Source organism: Paenibacillus baekrokdamisoli, assembly GCF_003945345.1.
Taxonomy (GTDB): Bacteria; Bacillota; Bacilli; order Paenibacillales; family Paenibacillaceae; genus Paenibacillus_Z; species Paenibacillus_Z baekrokdamisoli.
The window spans coordinates 3,128,698-3,148,202 of sequence record NZ_AP019308.1; the positions used below are offsets into that span (position 1 = coordinate 3,128,698).

17 protein-coding genes are annotated in these 19,505 nt (G+C 43.2%); 7 read left to right on the plus strand and 10 right to left on the minus strand.

Annotation, left to right across the window (positions count from 1 at the left end):
- Window positions 1–86 precede the first annotated feature (86 nt).
- Window positions 87–680 carry a DUF1802 family protein gene (locus tag EKN16_RS14150; protein ID WP_125658168.1) on the minus strand — a complete coding sequence of 198 codons (594 nt, stop codon included), beginning with the start codon at window positions 678–680 and terminating at the stop codon, window positions 87–89.
- 257 nt (window positions 681–937) lie between these two features.
- Between EKN16_RS14150 and mtnK the strand changes: the two genes are divergently transcribed.
- Together mtnK and mtnA are read left to right on the plus strand one after the other, a co-directional pair.
- Window positions 938–2,158, plus strand: a complete 1,221-nt coding sequence (gene mtnK / locus EKN16_RS14155; RefSeq protein ID WP_125658171.1) for an S-methyl-5-thioribose kinase — start codon at window positions 938–940, stop codon at window positions 2,156–2,158.
- A gap of 21 nt (window positions 2,159–2,179) precedes the next feature.
- Window positions 2,180–3,244 (plus strand): S-methyl-5-thioribose-1-phosphate isomerase, encoded by a 1,065-nt coding sequence (mtnA, locus tag EKN16_RS14160; RefSeq protein WP_125658174.1) that lies wholly within the window; start codon window positions 2,180–2,182, stop codon window positions 3,242–3,244.
- A gap of 157 nt (window positions 3,245–3,401) precedes the next feature.
- Here mtnA and EKN16_RS14165 read toward each other — a convergent pair whose 3' ends face one another.
- A complete protein-coding gene (locus tag EKN16_RS14165) occupies window positions 3,402–3,707 on the minus strand; it encodes a YunC family protein (protein WP_125658176.1) in 306 nt (101 codons plus the stop codon).
- Between the two features lie 235 nt (window positions 3,708–3,942).
- On the opposite strand from EKN16_RS14165, the gene EKN16_RS14170 reads away from it, so the two are divergent.
- The gene (locus EKN16_RS14170; RefSeq protein WP_125658178.1) at window positions 3,943–4,470 is read left to right on the plus strand and encodes a hypothetical protein; all 528 of its coding nucleotides are present in this window, start codon (window positions 3,943–3,945) and stop codon (window positions 4,468–4,470) included.
- Between the two features lie 67 nt (window positions 4,471–4,537).
- Here the strand turns inward: EKN16_RS14170 and EKN16_RS14175 are convergent, their stop codons facing one another.
- On the minus strand, window positions 4,538–6,451 hold the full coding sequence (locus EKN16_RS14175) for a putative bifunctional diguanylate cyclase/phosphodiesterase (protein WP_232016424.1): 1,914 nt from the start codon (window positions 6,449–6,451) through the stop codon (window positions 4,538–4,540).
- Between the two features lie 240 nt (window positions 6,452–6,691).
- On the minus strand, window positions 6,692–7,075 hold the full coding sequence (locus EKN16_RS14180) for a DUF423 domain-containing protein (RefSeq protein ID WP_125658180.1): 384 nt from the start codon (window positions 7,073–7,075) through the stop codon (window positions 6,692–6,694).
- 82 nt (window positions 7,076–7,157) lie between these two features.
- Here EKN16_RS14180 and EKN16_RS14185 point away from each other — a divergent pair, with 82 nt between their 5' ends.
- Window positions 7,158–7,637 (plus strand): hypothetical protein, encoded by a 480-nt coding sequence (locus EKN16_RS14185; RefSeq protein ID WP_125658182.1) that lies wholly within the window; start codon window positions 7,158–7,160, stop codon window positions 7,635–7,637.
- A 121-nt stretch (window positions 7,638–7,758) separates the two neighbouring features.
- On the opposite strand, the gene phnW is transcribed toward EKN16_RS14185, so the two are convergent.
- A complete protein-coding gene (phnW, locus tag EKN16_RS14190; RefSeq protein WP_125658184.1) occupies window positions 7,759–8,865 on the minus strand; it encodes a 2-aminoethylphosphonate--pyruvate transaminase in 1,107 nt (368 codons plus the stop codon).
- A 347-nt stretch (window positions 8,866–9,212) separates the two neighbouring features.
- On the opposite strand from phnW, the gene EKN16_RS14195 reads away from it, so the two are divergent.
- From EKN16_RS14195 to yhbH, 3 genes are all read left to right on the plus strand, one after another.
- Window positions 9,213–10,451 carry a DUF2157 domain-containing protein gene (locus EKN16_RS14195; protein WP_232016426.1) on the plus strand — a complete coding sequence of 413 codons (1,239 nt, stop codon included), beginning with the start codon at window positions 9,213–9,215 and terminating at the stop codon, window positions 10,449–10,451.
- The gene (locus EKN16_RS14200) at window positions 10,438–10,974 is read left to right on the plus strand and encodes a GDYXXLXY domain-containing protein (RefSeq protein ID WP_164522794.1); all 537 of its coding nucleotides are present in this window, start codon (window positions 10,438–10,440) and stop codon (window positions 10,972–10,974) included. Before EKN16_RS14195 ends, EKN16_RS14200 begins: the two co-directional genes overlap by 14 nt.
- 95 nt (window positions 10,975–11,069) lie before the next feature.
- Window positions 11,070–12,221 carry a sporulation protein YhbH gene (gene yhbH / locus EKN16_RS14205; RefSeq protein ID WP_125666266.1) on the plus strand — a complete coding sequence of 384 codons (1,152 nt, stop codon included), beginning with the start codon at window positions 11,070–11,072 and terminating at the stop codon, window positions 12,219–12,221.
- A gap of 96 nt (window positions 12,222–12,317) precedes the next feature.
- Here the strand turns inward: yhbH and EKN16_RS14210 are convergent, their stop codons facing one another.
- From EKN16_RS14210 to EKN16_RS14230, 5 genes are all read right to left on the minus strand, one after another.
- Entirely contained in the window at window positions 12,318–13,142 is an 825-nt protein-coding gene (locus EKN16_RS14210; RefSeq protein ID WP_125658190.1) for a carbohydrate ABC transporter permease, read from the minus strand.
- A 1-nt stretch (window position 13,143) separates the two neighbouring features.
- Complete coding sequence (locus tag EKN16_RS14215; protein ID WP_125658193.1) at window positions 13,144–14,016, minus strand: carbohydrate ABC transporter permease; 873 nt, start codon at window positions 14,014–14,016, stop codon at window positions 13,144–13,146.
- A gap of 100 nt (window positions 14,017–14,116) precedes the next feature.
- On the minus strand, window positions 14,117–15,481 hold the full coding sequence (locus EKN16_RS14220) for an ABC transporter substrate-binding protein (protein ID WP_125658196.1): 1,365 nt from the start codon (window positions 15,479–15,481) through the stop codon (window positions 14,117–14,119).
- Window positions 15,482–15,614: 133 nt separating this feature from the next.
- Window positions 15,615–17,150, minus strand: coding sequence for a response regulator transcription factor (locus tag EKN16_RS14225; RefSeq protein WP_164522795.1), 1,536 nt, complete (start codon window positions 17,148–17,150; stop codon window positions 15,615–15,617).
- Window positions 17,122–18,951, minus strand: a complete 1,830-nt coding sequence (locus EKN16_RS14230; protein ID WP_125658202.1) for a sensor histidine kinase — start codon at window positions 18,949–18,951, stop codon at window positions 17,122–17,124. The genes EKN16_RS14225 and EKN16_RS14230 overlap by 29 nt, the downstream gene beginning before the upstream one ends.
- Between the last annotated feature and the right edge of the window lie 554 nt (window positions 18,952–19,505).

The following is a 19,505-nucleotide window of genomic DNA, read 5'->3' on the forward strand; positions in this document are numbered from 1 at the left end:
ATTCTCATTGATTCTCAATACTTATTTTAGTATAAGTCTCTTTATAAAGCAATCAATCGAGCTCAGCAGGCCTTATCCTTATTGGCTTAGAGCGCTAGTAACCGCTTGATTTCTGCTACTTGCTCATTGAAAGCGATATCGTCTAACACCTCTGCTGCAGCTTGTTCCGATATATCTTCTTCAATTGCCACCCATGATTTACAACCTGTGTAAGCAGGTCGGACGGGGATATGGACAGGCTGTTCCAGAACACTAACGCGCAAAAGCAGCAAATGAAGCGGTTTGGACCGTTTCCATTTGAGGCGTTCTTCAGCAAATTCATCTGTCCAAATATGATATTCCCGAATGCGATCAAGTGATTCTTGATCGCGAATCTCCATATCCTCAACCACCTTCGCAAAGGCACGAATTTCAATTTCGTCTGATTCCGGCTGCCATTCTTCCATTATTTGCTTAATCTGCGGTTGATAAACTTCCTTCAGCAGTTCAGGCTTTTGATGCTCATAGGCTGGTAGAAGAAAGAAAGCGGGGCTGACAAGCTCAAAATCACGCGTTTCCTCAGAAATGCCACCCTTGCGCAGCACTAATATTTGTGTTCCCTCTATTAATGCTTTAACCGTAACCGCCCATTCCTTAAGCGCAACAGGTCGTCCATCACTTGAGAAACCTAATGATTTCATATGTTGTACCTCCTTCGGAACAAGATCATAAAATAAAATGCCAAAACTTATTTATAACTATTATAACAAAGGAAGGTATTCCAACGCGAAATAATATTCGGTATACTTATTCAAGGTCCAGATGAAATAGCTCGCCTTCCTATAACAACTAGCGGCGTTGTTCGTTTCTTCCACAATAGATTATGATTTAGAGCCTTATTTATTTGCTGTTATTGAAACGAATCAAACCAATATCAAATACCGGAGGTGGACAAGCTATGTCTGCTTATCATCCATTAAACGAAAAAGAAGCCATTGAAATTGCCCTTACCCTTGAAGGCGTTTTTGCACCTGGAGCTAAGCTGGTTAGCCGCGAAATCGGCGACGGCAATCTGAATCTCGTGTTCCACATTTCAGATACTCAGAGCAGCCAAAGCATTATTTTGAAACAAGCACTGCCTTATGCCAAAGTCGTTGGCGAATCATGGCCCCTTACGCTTGATCGTGCTCGTATTGAAAGCGAGGCACTTATCCTTGAAGGCGAGCTTGCCCCTGGATTAGTCCCGAAAGTCTATAAGTATGATGCAGAGCTGGCACTGACTGTCATGGAAGATCTGAGCGACCATGTCATCATGAGACAGGGACTGATTAGTAACAACCGCTATCCGCTCTTTGCGGAGCATATCTCCACCTTCCTAGCGCAAACTTTATTCTTCACCTCTGATCTTGGAATGAATCAGCAATCTAAAAAGCTGCGCGTTAGAGATTTCATCAATCCTGAGCTGTGCAAAATAACAGAAGATCTCATCTTCGATGATCCTTACAAAGATGCGGAAACGAATAACTTTGAAGAAGTGATTCGCGATGAAGCTCAAGCCCTATGGGGTGACGGCTCCCTTCACTTTGAGGTTGCTCTACTTCGCGAGAAATTCTTGACCCACGCGCAAGCATTGCTGCATGGTGACCTGCATACTGGCAGTATATTTATTAAGTCCGATTCTACAAAGATTATCGATCCTGAATTTGCCTACTACGGACCGATGGGTTTTGATATTGGAGCTATTATCGCGAACCTGCTGCTTAATTATTCCAGCCGGGAACATTGGAACTCCGATGCAGCTTCCACTGATGAATACCGTACTTATCTACTGGAAACCATTCGGGATATATGGACTAAATTCGAAGCTAAGTTTCGTGTCCTGTGGGCGGAACACTGTGAGGATTCTCTTGCCAAGTCGGCTCCTGGTTATCTGGATGATTATCTGCGCCGTGTCCTTCAGGATACAATTGGGTTCGCGGGCTGCAAAATGGTACGCCGAATTGTGGGTCTTGCACATGTTGCGGATATTGATAAAATCACAGATGCCTCTACCCGCGAGCAAGCACAACGGCTTGCGCTTTCTATCGGTAAATCGCTTATTCGGCTCAACCGCCGTGCTGCCTCTATAGAGGAGCTTATAGAAAAGGCTCAATCCAGTATTTCAGTACTGAAGGCCTAATAGAAAAGGAGCAATAACAACATGGAAACGAAACAAGCTGCGCTCCAATCCGTTATTTGGGCAACGGATCATCTTGACTTGCTCGATCAGCGCTTGCTGCCCGAAGAGATTGTCTATCTTCCTCTTCAAACTTCAGAGGATGTATGGGAGGCTATCCGCCACCTTAAAGTACGCGGTGCACCAGCAATCGGCATCGCTGCCGCATACGGTGTTTTCTTAGGCAGCCGCAATTCGAATGATGGTGTAGAACAATGGCTTCAAGCTGTAAAAGATACAAGTGATTATTTAGCAACCTCGCGTCCAACGGCAGTCAATTTATTCTGGGCATTAGATCGCATGAAAGCAAAGGCGGAGGAGCTCACTTCTTCGAATATTAACCATTCGCTCGAGGAATGTAAGCAATTCCTGCTTCAAGAAGCAATAGCTATCCAAAGCGAGGACGAAGAGACCTGCAGACTGATCGGGGTACATGCACTGACCTTATTCGAGGAAGACATGGGTGTTCTTACACATTGTAACGCTGGTGGTCTGGCAACAGCCAAGTATGGTACAGCCCTAGCTCCATTCTATCTGGCTCAAGAACAAGGTATGAAGCTTCGCGTGTTTGCTGATGAGACGAGACCTGTCCTGCAAGGTGCACGTCTCACCGCTTTTGAACTCCATCAAGCCGGGGTGGATGTTACACTAATTTGCGACAATATGGCAGGCATGGTTATGAGCAAAGGCTGGATTGATGCTGTCATCGTTGGAACGGATCGTGTAGCAGCCAATGGTGATGTAGCTAACAAAATCGGCACTTATAGCGTTGCCGTTCTTGCGAAGGCACATAACATTCCATTCTATGTCGCATGTCCGCTTTCAACCATTGACTTGAGCACGCCTTCGGGCGACCTCATACCGATCGAGGAACGCAATGCGGAAGAAATTACAGAAGGTTTCGGCAAACGAACTGCTCCGCGAGGCGTTAAAGTATTTAATCCAGCTTTCGATGTCACCCCACACGACTATGTAACGGCAATCATTACGGAGAAAGGGATTATCCGTCCTCCGTTTGATGTCAATTTAAAGAAGCTATTTGAACAATAATAAGCTGCACTAAGAAGAAACGGCTGACACCGTCCTCTGACAGCGACGCAAGTTTCTTTCATACTTTCTGATATTTTAAAAATAGGACGGTTACGAGCATGGCAAATGCCAAGTGCTCGTAACCGTCCTTTTATTATTAATCGTTCAAACATGAGTTCTATACCATCAGTCGGAGCGCATCCACGCCTTTCATCCCAGTCGAAATGCCAAGTACCTCAGCTGCTCCCGTAACCGATTCAAGCGGAGCTTCCATCAGCTCCTCAAGTGTACGCACTCCAACTGCACGGCCTGCGATAATACCTCTATCCTTTAATCGATCATTAAGAAGTGCTACATCCAGCGCTCCACACATGATATACCCCTTATCAGTCGTCACCGCAATTAAAGTTGTTTTGGGCAGCTTCACCTCAACGCCAAGTACGGTTATTCCCCCATCCAATGTGATAGGAACCATGCGCATCATCGAAAACCACCTCCTCCCATTGTTCCAAGCAACCAAATGCGATCTAAACGCCATCTGACCACTCCTCCACTATATGCGGTACAAATACCGTCGGTGTTGGACGGATGCCTAAGTGACAATACGATTAATTCTTACTTTTTCAACATAATTCGCGTTTATTCGACTACAATACTTAGGACTTTAGTGGTATAGTTAATCTATTCATTATAGCAATGGAGGCATAGATTTACAGACAATGAAATTAACCGATAAAGCCAACAATGAGCAGAATGCTTATTTGTTTAATGTCGATTTGTTAGTGCAGGACGAGTCAAATGCACGTGCAATGGAGCGTCTCATTCAATTACTTAATCAATGTGGATTTGATGATTATCGTATCAAATCCGGTATTGAGCTAGGTCAGCTTATAGAAGCTTTAGAAGCAAAGAAAGCAATCGCTGGAAGCAATTTGAACCCATCTGGACTATCACCCAAGGTTGAGATCCCTACTTCTAATCATTCGTCAGTAAATATACAAGCATCAAAGTCCAATCTCACTGAAACACAGGCTTGCTTAACGCTTGTGACGGAGCGTATTCAAGCTTCCATTGCTGAAAATCGTCTTATTCGTTTGATGATCAATAAAGGGTTTGGTGTTAAATTAAATATTCCTTGTCGAATTATTAACTTTGATATCACAACTCAAATGCTTACCGTTTATCACGTCGATGAGAAGCAGGTCTACTCCTTTACTTTGAATGAAATCGATGATTTCGTTATATAAAAAAGTCATAGAAAAAGGTTGAGCCCGTAACCCAGCTCAACCTTTTTCTATGACTCTAAATAGCTGCTCAATGCTTCCATACACCTTGCAGCATTTCAGCAATCTGTTGGCCCCGCACAGGCGGGCTCCAGAAATAGCCCTGTATTTCATCACAATGATGTTTCTTTAAAAACTGCATCTGGGCCTCATTCTCAACCCCTTCAGCAATCACTTGGAGATTAAGATTATGTCCCATAGAAATAATAGCAGCAACGATTGCGGCGTCGCCAGCTTCCTGTTCAATGTCTCTCACAAAGGAGCGATCAATTTTGAGCCTGCCAATAGGAAGACTTTTCAAATAATTAAAAGAACTGTAGCCGGTACCGAAATCATCCATGCTTATATTCACACCAAGACTAGTCAATTCCAATAGACAACGGGAAGCACGTTCTATATCCATTGTCATGCTCTCCGTAATCTCCAAATCGAGATATTTGGCTTGCAGCCCTGTATCCTTAAGAATTTGTGAGACCTTATCTGTTAGATTCTGTTGAAGAAATTGCCGAATCGATAAATTCACGGATACTGGAATAGACGTAAGTCCCTCATCCTGCCAAGCTTTATTCTGGCGACAAGCTTCCTGCAGCACCCAATCCCCAATCTGAACAATCATGCCACTCTCTTCAGCTAACGGAATGAATTGATTAGGTGGCACAAGACCTCGCTCCGGATGCTGCCAGCGTATTAATGCCTCAACACCGACCATATTGCCATTACATAAGTTATATTGCGGTTGATAGTGCAGAACAAATTCGCCTTTAGATAAAGCCTGCTTCAGATCATGCTGCAGCTTAAGACGCTCCAGTGAGCTATTCTCCCAAGTATCCGAATAGAGCAGGCAATTATTTTTGCCGCTTTCTTTCACTTTGGCGAGTGCCATCTCTGCTTTCTTCATCAATAAGCTTGCATCGTCATTCTTTAGCTTGTTCCATGCAATCCCAATACTCGCCGTCACGTGGAGAGGGAAGCCTTGCAATTCAAAGGGCTCTTCAAGAGAGATCAGAAGCTCCTTTACTTTACCAAGCAGCTCTAGCTCCCCGCCTGCATCCCCATACATAATGGCAAATTCATCACCATCCATCCGCGCGGCTACATCTTGATCCGTTAAGTTACGAGTTAGACGCTCTGCCACTTGCATTAGAAGCATATCTCCAAATTCACGTCCAAAGGAGGCATTAATCAGTTTAAATCGGTCTAGGTCCAAATAAATGATAGCAATTCTGTTGTCTCGCTCGCTCTTACTCGTTAAACGTTCGGTGAATTGCATCATAAATAAACGGCGATTAGGCAGCCCAGTCATATCATCGTAATAAGCCATATAACGAATTCGCTCTATGTTACGGTTATGATCACTAATATCATGGCTGAAAACAATAGCGCCAATGCTCTCTCCCCTTACCGTAAGCGGCGCGGTTATTATGTTGATGCCAAATCGATAGCCGGTACGATGAATGACGTTAATCGATGCGTCCTGCGGGTAGGTTAAAAGATCTTTTTGAAACCGTTGAAAATAATCCTGTCGGTTATCAGAAGCAATAAGAGGTAAAAACGACCGACCCACCAGCTCATCTCTTTCGTAACCAAGCAGTTGGCTTGATGACTCATTCACTTCTATGAATTTCCCTGATGGGCTAATTACCGCTAAAGCTACTGGACTATGCTTCAAAATGGATTCAACGATTGGAGTATGAAGAGAATGATGGGCGTGGCCTTGATTTCGTAGAATAATTGGAATATGTATAACAATGATATAGAGAATAGCTATCGATGTAAAAATGGTAGTACTCCACCAATATTGAGAGTAGGAAAGCCACCTATGGCCCGTTACCGCCCACACTAAAGCGGTTAGACTTAAAAGAGTTGTCGATGCCCAGGATATGCTAGCGCTTACATTGGTTTGTTGAACAAGTTGTCTGGGAGTTCTCCCTGCATCACTAGACACGAATTATTTTCCTCCCTTTTTGGCATGATTTCTCTATCCCACTATTATAAACCGATACGTTGGAAGATGGATATACATAATCCACAGAATTCATAGTACAAAATAACCATATCTATGCGATACTTGTTCTATACCGTCAAAATAAAGAGATGATCATGATAGAAAGGCCCTTACGCTTCCCACATTTGATCATCTCTTCCATATCTCTTTCTTTACGCTCCAGATCGCACTCAAGCTCTATTAATCATTACGTTTCGATTTCCAGATGGCATTGGCTGCCAAACCCCAGGCGATGATAAAAGCCACTCCGCCAAAGGGGGTAATAATGCCCAGCCATTTGAATTTGATCAGACTTAGTACATAAAGGCTTCCCGAGAACAAGAAAATTCCTGCGTGCATCAGACGTCCCGCCCAGCGAATCCCCTTGCTCTCTCCAATTCGATCAGCAGCCAAGGCAATCAGAAACAATCCAATGCCATGGTACATATGGTAACGAACACCGGTTTCAAAAACAGCTAGCATATCCGCGCTAAGCCGTTCCTTCAATCCGTGCGCAGCGAACGCGCCAAGCACAACAGCCAGCAATGCATGTAAAGCTCCAATAGCGCCATACTTTTTAAACATTTCTCTCTTCATCCTTTCCAACCACTTACAAATCAGTTAAAATGTACGTTAGCTAATGACAACGCAAAAAGGAGAATAGACAATGAACGAGAAGGAAAATCAACAGGAAACAAGCTCTGACAACGAAAGCATCTATTCGCAAAACAGCTTTAATCCATTTTCACCCCTCGAAGAAGAGCCAAAGAAAAGACAGTCTAGACTTGGCATTACATCCTTCATCATCGGGCTCATCAGCATTGTCATTTTTGTCATCGGTATTATCGTAATGACAACATTTATTATGAACCAGAATTTCGCCGACGGCAACAGTCTTCAACTAGAAATTGAGAACAGTATAAAAAACAATGACTACACCGCGTATGCTCCAATTCTAATCGGTATCATTTTATTATTTACCTCAGCTGGATTGGGCCTTATCGGTCTTATATTCGGTATTGTAGGCGCATGCATAAAAAATACACGTAAAGCGTTCTCTGTTATTGGAATTATACTTAACGCTCTTCTCCCAGTCGGTTTAGCGGTATTGTTCTTAGTTGGCATCCTGTTAGGATCTACATCCTAGAGAACCCCACAACAGATCAAAAATCTCGCTTTAGATGATTCCATAAAAAAAGCCTACTTTAGTTGAGTAGGCTTTTTCCCTTTGATAATCCTATAGCTTGGTTACTTGTCCTTCAAATAGATTATAACCAAAATCGTTCGCTCTCGATCGCTTTAATCAAACGATGAATATCTGCTAAATGGACATCACCGATATTGCCAATTCGAAAAGTAGACGCAGCTGTTATTTTCCCTGGATAAAGTACAAACCCCTGCTGCTTCATCCGGTCGTAAAACTGTTCAAAGCTGAATTGCAATGAATCCGGATAATAAAAGGAAGTTATAATCGGTGAATGCAACGCAGTCGGCAGTAAGGTTTGGAAGCCAAGTCGCTTCATACCCTCTACTAGAACGCGTTGATTCTCTTCATAACGAAGTTGGCGTTGTTTAATACCGCCTTCCTCTTCCAGCTCTAACAGTGCTTCATAGAAAGCGTGTACAACATGAGTAGGTGAAGTGAAGCGCCATTTGCCATTGCTCTTCTCCATCGTTTCCCACTGATCAACTAGATCTAGAGACAAAGAACGAGCATAGCCCTTACAAATTTCCAACTGCTCCGTCCTAGCTAAAATAAAGCCAAAACCAGGCACGCCTTGCAGACATTTATTGCAGCTGCTAATTAAAAAATCGATACCAAGCTCATGGATATCCATTTCAATACCGCCAAACGTACTCATCGCATCAACAATCAATACTTTTCCATGTTTATTCACGGTTTTTGCGATGTCTGCGATAGGGTTCAACATACCGGTAGTCGTTTCCCCATGAACAAAGGCTACATGGGTTATGGAAGGCTCCTCTGCCAATAAAGCTTCTAGCTGCTCAGCGCGGACAGGCTCTGTCTCACCTGCATCAAGCACGATTACTTCAATAGCCAGAATGCGGGCAATTTGTGCAATCCGTTGACCGTAAGCACCATTGGCCAGCACAGCCAATTTTCCCGTCTTAGGAATAACGGAGCCGATCACTGCCTCGACGCAATAGGTCCCGCTCCCTTGAAGAAGAACACTTGTATAAGCCTCATGATGTGCTGTTGCCAGTCTTACAAGTCGTGCACGTATCTCTTGCACGAAGTCATTATATTCCTTATCCCACGTACACCAATCCTGCTGCATGGCTGCTTTTACACGTTTAGATGTACTTAGTGGCCCTGGCGTAAGTAGAAGATAAGGATTTTGCGGTAGGGTCATCGTTGTTCTCCCCTTTCTAAGCGTCTCAATAGAAATATTATATAGCTCAATTGTTAATTCTTCGTTAACCACAGGTAAATAAATTGTTTTATAGTTGTTTTAATTGGTTTGTGTTGGTTTTAATCACCTTGAAAGACGATGCAGCTCTTTACGATTACCTGCTTGAATCGAATATCGGCATTGCTCTGCCAGCTTGTGAATCTCTTTGGCTACTACCATAATCCCTTTTCCATGCGTACTAAAATCCTTCGACGTACGTTTCTTCTGAACGAGTCCTAGAGAAAGTTAGTACTATGTTTCCTGTCAATCCTGACTATACTAAAGAGTAGTAAGAACAAAGGGGTGTCATGATGAGCAGAAGATGGCTTGAACAGGAAGGACGTTCATGGTCCGAGAAGGGCATCATAACAAGTGACCAATATAAACGTATTCTAGACTTATATCCGGAGCAAAAACGGGCTATAGGGCTCATTCCTCTACTGGGGAGTATCCTCGTAGGACTTGGTATTCTTAGTTTTGTCGCTGCCAATTGGCAGGTAATCCCGCAGTTACTGCGTTTGTCGATCATTATCCTTGCGATGATCGCCTTTTATATAACAGGTGATCGATTGCTGAAGAAAGACCACCATAACCTAGGCATTGCCTTGATCAGTTTGGGTCTTATCACCTTCGGCGCTGGTATCATTCTCATTGCCCAGATGTTCCATCTGACCGCATATGATGCCACCTCAATCATTGTCTGGGGAAGTGCCGGACTGCTGCTGACCTATTTGTATACAAGTCGATACTTATTCCTACTCACACTGCTTGTATTCACGGGGTCACAGCTATACAGTACGACAGAGTTTAATCATTTCAGTTATGTTTCCTTTGTAATTATGGGTGTTGGATTAGGCTTCTATTGGTGGAACAATAAAAATGAGACGATCGGCTGGGGCTTGGCCTTAAGCGTAACTTTACAATTTCTGCTGCTCGTCACATCCAATGCATGGCCGTTCACCTGGTTCTTCATTCCAGTTTGGCTGTTATATGCAGGGGTGGACTGGCTGAAGGATCGGAGGACAGTATATCCATTTCAAGCGGTTACCCTTATTGCCGCATTTGTCTTTAATTTGTTCATCATTCTGTTCTGGTCAAACGATGACATTTCGAGCTTCCATCATGGTCTTGCGGCGAATTCACTTATCTACTGCTCGCTTCTTATCTTGTTGCTTGGCTTGTCACTAACAGGTAAAGCAAGAAATAACCGATTATCCTCAAGCTTAGATTGGGTGCTTGCCATTCCGTTCTTCTATCTCAACAATGGTATTGATGTCTTGTATTTACTTACTTTATTCACTTTTTCCTTGTACCTATTATGGCGGGGTTATGCAGAAGAATGGCGGCTCAAAATTAACCTTGGCACTCTCTTGTTCCTATGCAGTACGATGACCGCTTATGGGAAGCTCGCTTGGGGTTTTATGGACAAATCCATCTTTTTCATCCTCGGCGGTCTGATTTTACTAGCTCTGAGCTGGTTCTTGAACCGTCGTAAGAAACAATTTCTGGCGGATGTTGAGGAGGATAACGATCATGAACATAAGTAATTTACAGCGTTATCGCAGACCATTCCTCATCGCGCTTGTGGTGTCACAAGTTCTATTCTTACTAGGCATCGTTAGTCTGCATTATGCAGCTTACCAGTATGGCAAGGAGATTCGCTTACAAACCGTGCCCGTTGATCCTAGAGATCTATTTTACGGTGATTATGTTCGATTGCAGTATGAAATTAACCAAATTAATTACAAGCTCTGGAAGGGTGCTGAAGCTCCTCGAACAGGGGACATTATTTATGTCGTCGTGCGAAAGCAGCCAAGCAAAAACGTATACGATGCTATAGCCGCTTACCCCCATAAACCGAAGGTTACTGAGCAGGAGACCATCCTCAAGGGGCGCGTACAATATGTTGATAACAATCATATAATCTCCGTTCAATACGGCCTAGAGAAATACTATGTTGCGGAGGATACAGGAAAGGCGCTCGAAAAGCAGGCGAGTCATCTCATCGTGAAGATCAAAGCACCCTCATGGGGAAGCCCGCAAATTGAGGGGATCGAGCTGGAGAAGTAAAGAATGAAGGCTCTCCAACAAATCACATAAACAGCTTTATGGGGAATATAATGATATATCTAGATTTCCCAATAAACTTGCAAAGGGTGATTGCCATGACCCATGCTTCATTCATCATATCCCAAGAGGATTGGTCTCTGCATCGGAAAGGCCATCAGGATCAATCTCGTCACCAACAAAAAGTCCGCGATGCCATCAAGCAAAATTTGCCGGATCTCGTCTCGGAGGAAAACATTATCATGTCCGATGGCAAAAAGGTCATCAAAGTGCCGATTCGAAGTCTCGATGAATTTCGTTTCGTCTATAACTTCAACAAGAATAAGCATGTCGGTCAAGGCGATGGCGAAAGTCAGGTAGGCGATGTGCTAGGTGTCGATCCTGCCTCCGCTCAAAAGGGCGGAAAGGGTGAGGGCCCCGGCGATCAGCCTGGTGATGATATTATAGAAGCCGAGATCAGCTTATCCGAGCTGGAGACGATGCTCTTCGAAGAGCTCGAGCTCCCCTTCTTGAAGCAGAAGGATAAGGAGCAGCTAGAAACGAAGGAAGTCCGTTTCAACGATATTCGCAAGAAAGGGATCATGTCCAACATCGATAAGAAACGGACGATTCTTGAGAATTTGAAACGAAATGCAACAAGTGGTGATCCGGGTATTCACGGTATCTCCCCCGACGATCTTCGTTACAAGACCTGGGAGGAAGTCATTAAGCCTCAATCTAACGCGGTTATTATCGCAATGATGGATACATCAGGCTCGATGGGCAGCTTCGAAAAATATTGTGCCCGTTCCTTCTTCTTCTGGATGTCCCGCTTCCTACGCCGCCAATACGAGAAAGTAGACATCGTCTTTATTGCGCACCATACCGAAGCGAAGGAAGTTACGGAAGAAGAATTCTTCACCCGAGGCGAGAGCGGCGGTACAATCTGCTCATCGGCTTATATTAAAGCTTTGGAGATCATCGACAGCCGCTATCCGCCGTCCATGTATAATATTTATCCGTTTCACTTCTCCGACGGGGACAACCTGACAAGTGACAACGAGCGATGCGTTCGTCTCATTAAAGAGCTGCTGGAACGCTCGAACATCTTCGGCTATGGGGAAGTGAATCAATATAATCGGAGCAGCACGCTAATGTCTGCTTATAAGCATCTGGATCATCCGCAATTTCTGTATTATGTGATTAAGGAGAAGGGCGAAATTTATAAGGCATTGAAGACCTTCTTTCGGAAACGGGAAAGTACTGGATAACAAAATCCCGCTGTGATTGCACGCAATGTGCATCAAGCGGGATTATTTCCTTTATGACTTCGAATCAGGAAAATGGCTTTTTTTCCTTTTTACAATTTAACCTTTGACAGAACCCGCAGTCATACCGGAAATTATTTTCCCATTAAATATCAGATAGAATACCAGTGGCGGTATCGAAACGAGAATGACATCCGCAAAAACTAAATTCCAGTCGCTATTATATTTGCCGAAGAAATAATAGATAGTGAGCTGTATTGTCGTATTCTTCATCCCATTCAGAAAATACAGCGGGATCATAAAATCATTAAAAATATTTATGCCCGTTATGATCATAATTGTGACGGTTACCGGCTTTAGAAGGGGAAAAATAATGCTAGCAAACATTCTGAACCTGCTGCATCCATCTACAATGGCCGCTTCGTCTAGCTCCCTTGGGATACTGGAGTAAAAACTCTTATAAATGATTGTCGCGAAAGAGAATTGCAGCGTTGCTTGGATCAAAATGACCGATAATAAGGTGTTATTAATATGGAGACGCTGAAGCATCCATAAGGTTGGTACGACCGCTGGTGGCACGATAAGACCAGCAAGGACGAAGAAATCGATGATTTTAGACGCCTTGCCCTTTCTTCTCTGGAGAACGAAAGCAGCCATCGATGAAATAATGATAAGGATGGATATCGCGAAAAAACTGATAATAACACTGTTGGTAAACGATTGAAGAATGCGACCTTCCTTAATGACAATCTTAAAATTATCTAAAATATGAAAGCGACTCGGGAAATCGATCTGCATAGCAGCAGCTTCAGCGCTGCTCTTGAAAGAGTTAATAAGAGCAAAATAAAAAGGAACAAGTATAGCGACAACTGCTAGTATCAAGGCAATTCCTTCTAGCGTTAGCTTTCGGATCGTATTTGCCATCTTAATATTCAACCTCCCGTTTGGTCAGATAAGTATAGAGAGGGAATACAATTAAAGTAGCAGCCGCGAACAATAGGACATTCCCCGCTGTGGCAAGTCCGTAATACCCCTCAGCAAACTGCTTGTATATAACAGTTGATAGAAGATCGGAAGCATAACCAGGGCCGCCTTGCGTCATGACATACACAATTTCGAAGCTTCTAATGCCGCCAATAAGCGATAAGATAATGACCGAATTCAATGCAGGTCTAATCAGCGGCAATGTAATATACCTGAATTTCTCAAACCTGTTAGCACCATCGATACTGATGGCTTCGTAGTAATGCTTAGGGATCGCTTGCAAACCCGCTATAAAAATGACAATACATATCCCGAGGTACTTCCAAACCTCGACGAAGGATACCGAATAAATGACAATGCTCGGATCCGTAAGCCAGTTTCGCGCTAAGCCATCAAGACCGATCGCTCTTAGTGTATTGTTAATTAATCCGGTGGTTGGATACATCAATGCATTGAAGATTAGTCCAATCGCCACGGAGCTAATAATCGACGGGAAGAAAAATACGGCTCTAAGAAAGGACTGGGTTTTCAAGCCCTTGTTTAGTAGCATCGCAAGTCCAAGGCCAAGCACAACCTTGAAAAAAACCGACACAACCGTATAAATGACAGTATTCTTAAACCCAATAGCAAGACTTTCTTCTTTAAATAGCTGCACAAAATTATCAAGCCCGATAAATTCAAAATCAAACAGGGTCCACCGAGTTAAACTGAAATAGAAGGAAGAGAATGTCGGCACAATAAACAGTACAATGTATAAGACTGCTGCAGGTAATATGAAGTAATACGAGTAAAGTTTCTTCTGCGTTGTTGACATGTGTACCTCCTTGCGAACAGAAACGGCCTCGTAATAAATTACGAGGCCTATTAAGGTTCAAATCTTCAATAGTTTGTCGTTAACCGTTAGCCGTTAATTATTACCATCCAGCTAGCTTTTGTAATTTGGCGTATTTCTCGTTCTCAGCATCCGTCATCTTAACACCTTCCAACGGAGTCTTGAATCCCGCCGCAACTAGAATCGTAATTTTCTCAAAGGAAGTCGGTTTGATCGGGCTTTCGAACTCCAGTGCCGCATTCGCTGCACCATTGTCAATATACTGAACGGCGTCCTTCACAGCCGGCAGAACGTCATCTGGCAATGTGATTCCTTTAACTAGGAACGGACCAGCTGGCTTCTGCTTGGACATAAACGCGTCTGTACCTTCTTTAGAAACATAGAAATCAAGGAATTTTCTTACGCTATCTTTGTTTTCAGACTGCTTGGACATCATAAGTCCCTCCGGCATCCAGAGCGTGATTCCATTAACGCTTGCATCGTCTGAAGGCTGAACGAAGGAACCAATGTCTTTGGCTTGGTCCGGATACTTCTCAACTAGAGCATCTAACATCCAACTGCCCATTGGGAATTGAACACCTGTACCTTCAGCAAGCATTTTGAGTGCGGTGTCATAAGACATGGACAGTGCATCTTTGCTGATATAGCCTTTAGTGAATACCTCTTGAAGCTTTTCCCAGCTTCTTACGTACTCCGGTACATCCTGAAGCTTAACCTTGTTAGCGGTAAGATCAGCTGCCAATGTCGGTACGCTATGTTTGACGTTGTAATGATCTGCGAGAACGATCAACTGCGAAGTCCACGCATCTTTATAAGGAGCTATTATAGCCGTCTTCCCTGCCGCTTTGATTTTCTCGCTATTGTCCATCAGTTCTGCCCATGTTTTGGGTGCCTTCAGGGATAGCTCGTCATAAACCTTTTTATTATAGAACCAGACTCCGAATTGCGCAGGAGAACCGGGAATGCCGTACACCTTACCGTTCAAGGACATAACCGACTTGAAAGACTCATCCACATTCGACATGAACGCTTCAGCGGACAGATCTTCAAAATTTTGTTCAGGTGCCACATCATTTAACTTAGCCCCGGACAACCATTGGAAAATATCAGGTGCCTCACCCGTGGCAAGTCTTGTTTTCATAATATTGTCCGTCTCATTTCCGCCTGGTAGCACTTCAACTTCGACGGTAATCCCTGTTCCTTTAGCATTAAACGCATCTACAATTGCTTGTGTACCTAACGTCCAATGATCCTTATTCGCAAGAAGTGATAATGTAACTGCCTTCTGAGGTTCTCCTGACGCACTCGCAGACTGACTATCAGCAGGCTCCGTACTACCCGCCACATTTTTATTCGTATCGGATTTAGAACCACAGGCTGCTACTAGCATAGTCACAAGGAACAAAGTCAAGAGCATTGCAGTAATACGATAATAGTTTCTTTTCATTCTGACATCCCCTTAAGTATCTGTTGTAGAAGCGCTTCCATAACAAATATTATCAGCCTTTATTGTTCTAATAAATGGATAGGTCAGCATCTGGAGGTGGATAAATCAGTCCGAGTCCGAATCCGAATCCGAATCAATCATTATAAGCTGAAGGCGATGAACCCGTAACGGATTTAAATATTCTACTGAAGTAATGAGAATCCTTATAACCGACAATAGAAGCCACATCTTTAAGCAACATCTCGGGATGTTCAGCCATAAGGCGTTTCGCTTCTTGAATTCGGGCATAGGTGACATATTCGTTAAACGTCAGGTTTTTGGATTTCCGAAAAAGCCTGCTCAGATAGGTTTGCGAAACGTCCATGAGATAACAGACACTTTGCAATGTAATAGGCTCCGCTAAATTTTTGTGTACGTAAACTTCAATCCTCGATAAAATTTCCCCAGCATTCAGCTTGTAAGTGGGTTGATCGATGTCTAGTGCGGACATAAGCTCCACGATCATATCAAGAATAGCTTTCAACAAACTTTCGTAACCATTTGCATAAAATAGCGCCTCATCAAGCTGTCTTTCCCTATCCAGACTTAGCTTTGGGGTCTGGTAACCTGTATGTTTCTCGACGAGTTGGAGTATCTGTCTCAGTATTTTTTCGAGGCTGATTTGCGTATATTGTTGAATGTTCCAATCCGCAAACATTTTTGATAGTTCGCTTTTCAAGTAGCTAACTTGCCTATTACTTATAAAGAATGCTAGTTTATTTTCCATAGTATCTTCCAAGACTAGCATCTCTCTTCTATTAGCTGACAACATGTCCTCCAGGTCAAGCGCCTGATTTCTACCTAAAACACAATTCTCATTCAGAACCCCGATCATCCGATTGGTAACACCCGCTAAATCAGTTAGGCTTATTGACTTGGAAGAGTAAACAACGGTTCCATACCCGCGTAGCTTTGAGACGAAAGCATTTAATTGTTCTGCCATAGATTTGGAGTGAAACCTCTGGTTGCCATCCATAGCTATAATGAAGAAGGATTCAAACTCATCCCGACCTGATTGAAGCCATATTTTACACCCCGTATGCCTTCTACTTAGCTCCTCAAGATCCAATTGCGCCCAACCACCTAATTCGTTAAATCCAAGCTGCATATTGAAGAAGCGAGCAGGTAGTGAGCCGCCTCTTGCGAGAATGACATGGAATTGCTCGTAATTGAGATACTTCTGGCAAATCTGTTCTTCTACAGATCTGTTTCCAATGATCTGATCTAATAAAGTAGCAGCGCGTTCATGATAGATGCCATCCAGCCGAACTGCAAGCATGTCTAACAAGGGCTTCAGCTGCTCCGGACTCACTGGCTTAAGTAAGTAATCCAAAGCCCCCCACTTCAAGGATTCCCTCGCATACTCAAAATCCTGGTATCCGCTAATGACGACTGTTAACAGCTGCGGGTGTTCCGTTCTAAGGTGCTTAACAAACTCAACACCGTTCATTCTCGGCATTCTCACATCCGTCAATATAACGTCAGGTCGTAGAGCTTCTATCTTCTCAAGTGCCTCCATACCATCCTCGGCAACACTACAAATCATGAATCGATCCGTCACCGATTCCACTATGCTTTTAAGGTATCTGACAATAGGCGGTTCATCTTCTACGATCATGATTCTGTACAACAATATTACCTCCCTTGTACTCCTGCACCCGGCTTCCCCCAATGCTAATACATGCCCCGATAGTGTCATTATTACTTAGCTCAAAACGTAGCTCCTCACCGTAAAACAACCTTAATCTCGCAAAAGTACTTATTATGCCCATGCCGCCAATCGATAGGCCTGCCATATCCTCATGATCAAGTAGCTGCTTAGAATAATGTTCGATCCGTGTTTCCAAATCCATGAGGATATCTTCACTGAATCCAGAGCCATTGTCGCTAATATCGATCTTCCAGTCATTTCCTGAAATAAACCCTTTAATAACGATGCTCATCGTTCCAGAACGGTTTTCAAACCCGTGCGTAATGGCATTCTCAACGAGGGGCTGCAGCACAATCTTAGGTATTTCAATATCCAACATGGCTTCATCCACATCAATGGAGAATTCCAATTTATGTTCAAACCGCTTTTTCATTAAATAAAAATAGTTGTCGACATGATCCACTTCATCCCTTATTGCTGTTCTACGCTTGTCTGTCGAGGTTGAGTATCTGAGCATTGCAGATATTCTTCTGCAAGTATCCGCGACGTCAGCAGCACCTGCTTCCATTCCCATATTAGCCAGAACGTTCAACATATTGTGCATAAAATGAGGGTTGATCTGCGCCTGGAGCGAATCGAAATGCGCCCGCAGCTGCATGGATCGAAGCTTAAACTCATGATTAATGGAATCACTTAGTCTCATTCTCATATCCTGAAAAGATTGATTTAAGGCCTCAATCTCATTATTCTCATGCTTAACGACCATTTTTCTGGGGAGATTCTCGATCCGAACTTTCTCCATTGTGTTTTTTAGCTTTCTAAGGGGCTTAGTCAACCGATTGGAAAACACATAGAAGAAAATAAATGTAAACAGGGTTACCCCCGCACCAATAAATGCCGTCATTTGTTTCAACACACCTAACGGTTTCAAGATGGAAGCCTTCTCCTGGATTAATATCAGTGTCCAGCCTGTAAAGCTTGATGCGACATGATAGACTACCTCGGGGGCACCACTGACTGGATTGTTAGGGTGAGATCCGTTCTCTGTAATTGAGAGGTAATGCTGCAAGGATTGCATGTCCACGTCCTTATTTCTATAAACCACTTCATCGTTATCGTTAACAAGAAGAACCGTTATCTCTTTATCAACACCCACACTTAATACACTGGATAGTTCCTTCGTTTCATTCTGTACCTCGATAAAGCCAACCTCGTTTCCTGGATCCTTGATCATCCGAACCAAGGAAAAAGTACTCTCAGAGCTTCCGGTTGACCACACTTGGTCCGAGGGCGGTACGATGTATTTTTTCCCATCCTTCGCTCTCGCTTGATTAAGCCACTTAAGATCTGTTATTTCATTTGCCAGAACGTCAATGTCCTGTACATCCCGGCTGTTTGTAAAGAAATCCCCTTTTTCATTGAAAATATTGATTGTATAGCCTTCTTTTTTGACTAACGTCTTCATAGCTAGCGAATTCAATGTACGGTAAGATTCCTGCAAATCACGAGAATACTCCGAACGACCTTTATCTTTCTCCAATAAATTGCGCAGGGCATCGATCATCTCTGACCTTGATATTAAATCTAACGAAACATAATCCATTGGCTGAATAAGGTTATCTAGCTGTTGGGACATCTTGATTGTAAGTTCATTTAATCTAGCATAAGCATCTTTCTCGAAGATGAAGGAATTGTAAGCATAGAACCCGGTACCCATTGTAAACATTAACACAGCAATAAAAAAGGTATAGGTAATGGCAAGCTTAGACCGAAAGCTCATGATAGCTCTTCCTTTACGTGTGGGTTGAAAATCTTATAGTAGCAATCGAATTTACAAAAATTCAAGAAAGAGCCTGCCCGTTAAGCAGACTCCTCTAGATTACTTCTGCGATAAGAAAAGGATGTCCGTCATAAAATAGGCATGAAATCCGTCTCATCACGGCAATCGATAACCACGCGTCTCATCAATACTAAGCTTTATCGGCATTTCGGTTGGTGTTATCCATAGGACCTTCCGATCAGTCGGAATACGATACAACTTTCCATTCTGTCGCCTGTACTAACGACAGATTAACAGTTTCCTTGTGATATTTCATCTAAAATTATAAAATGGATCCCGAGAAATTAACAACGATTTTCTAAGAAGACCTTACAGGCTATTGAGGCGCAGCACGCTAATGTCTGCTTATAAGCTGTGGGATGAAGTAACGCTCATGATTTAAAAGCTATAATTATTCGCACCAAACGGAGCAAACGACCTCCCTCTGATGACTTGCGTACAGTCCAACGTGACGATTGTCGAGAATCAACCGTTCCATCGTAATAAATAACTAG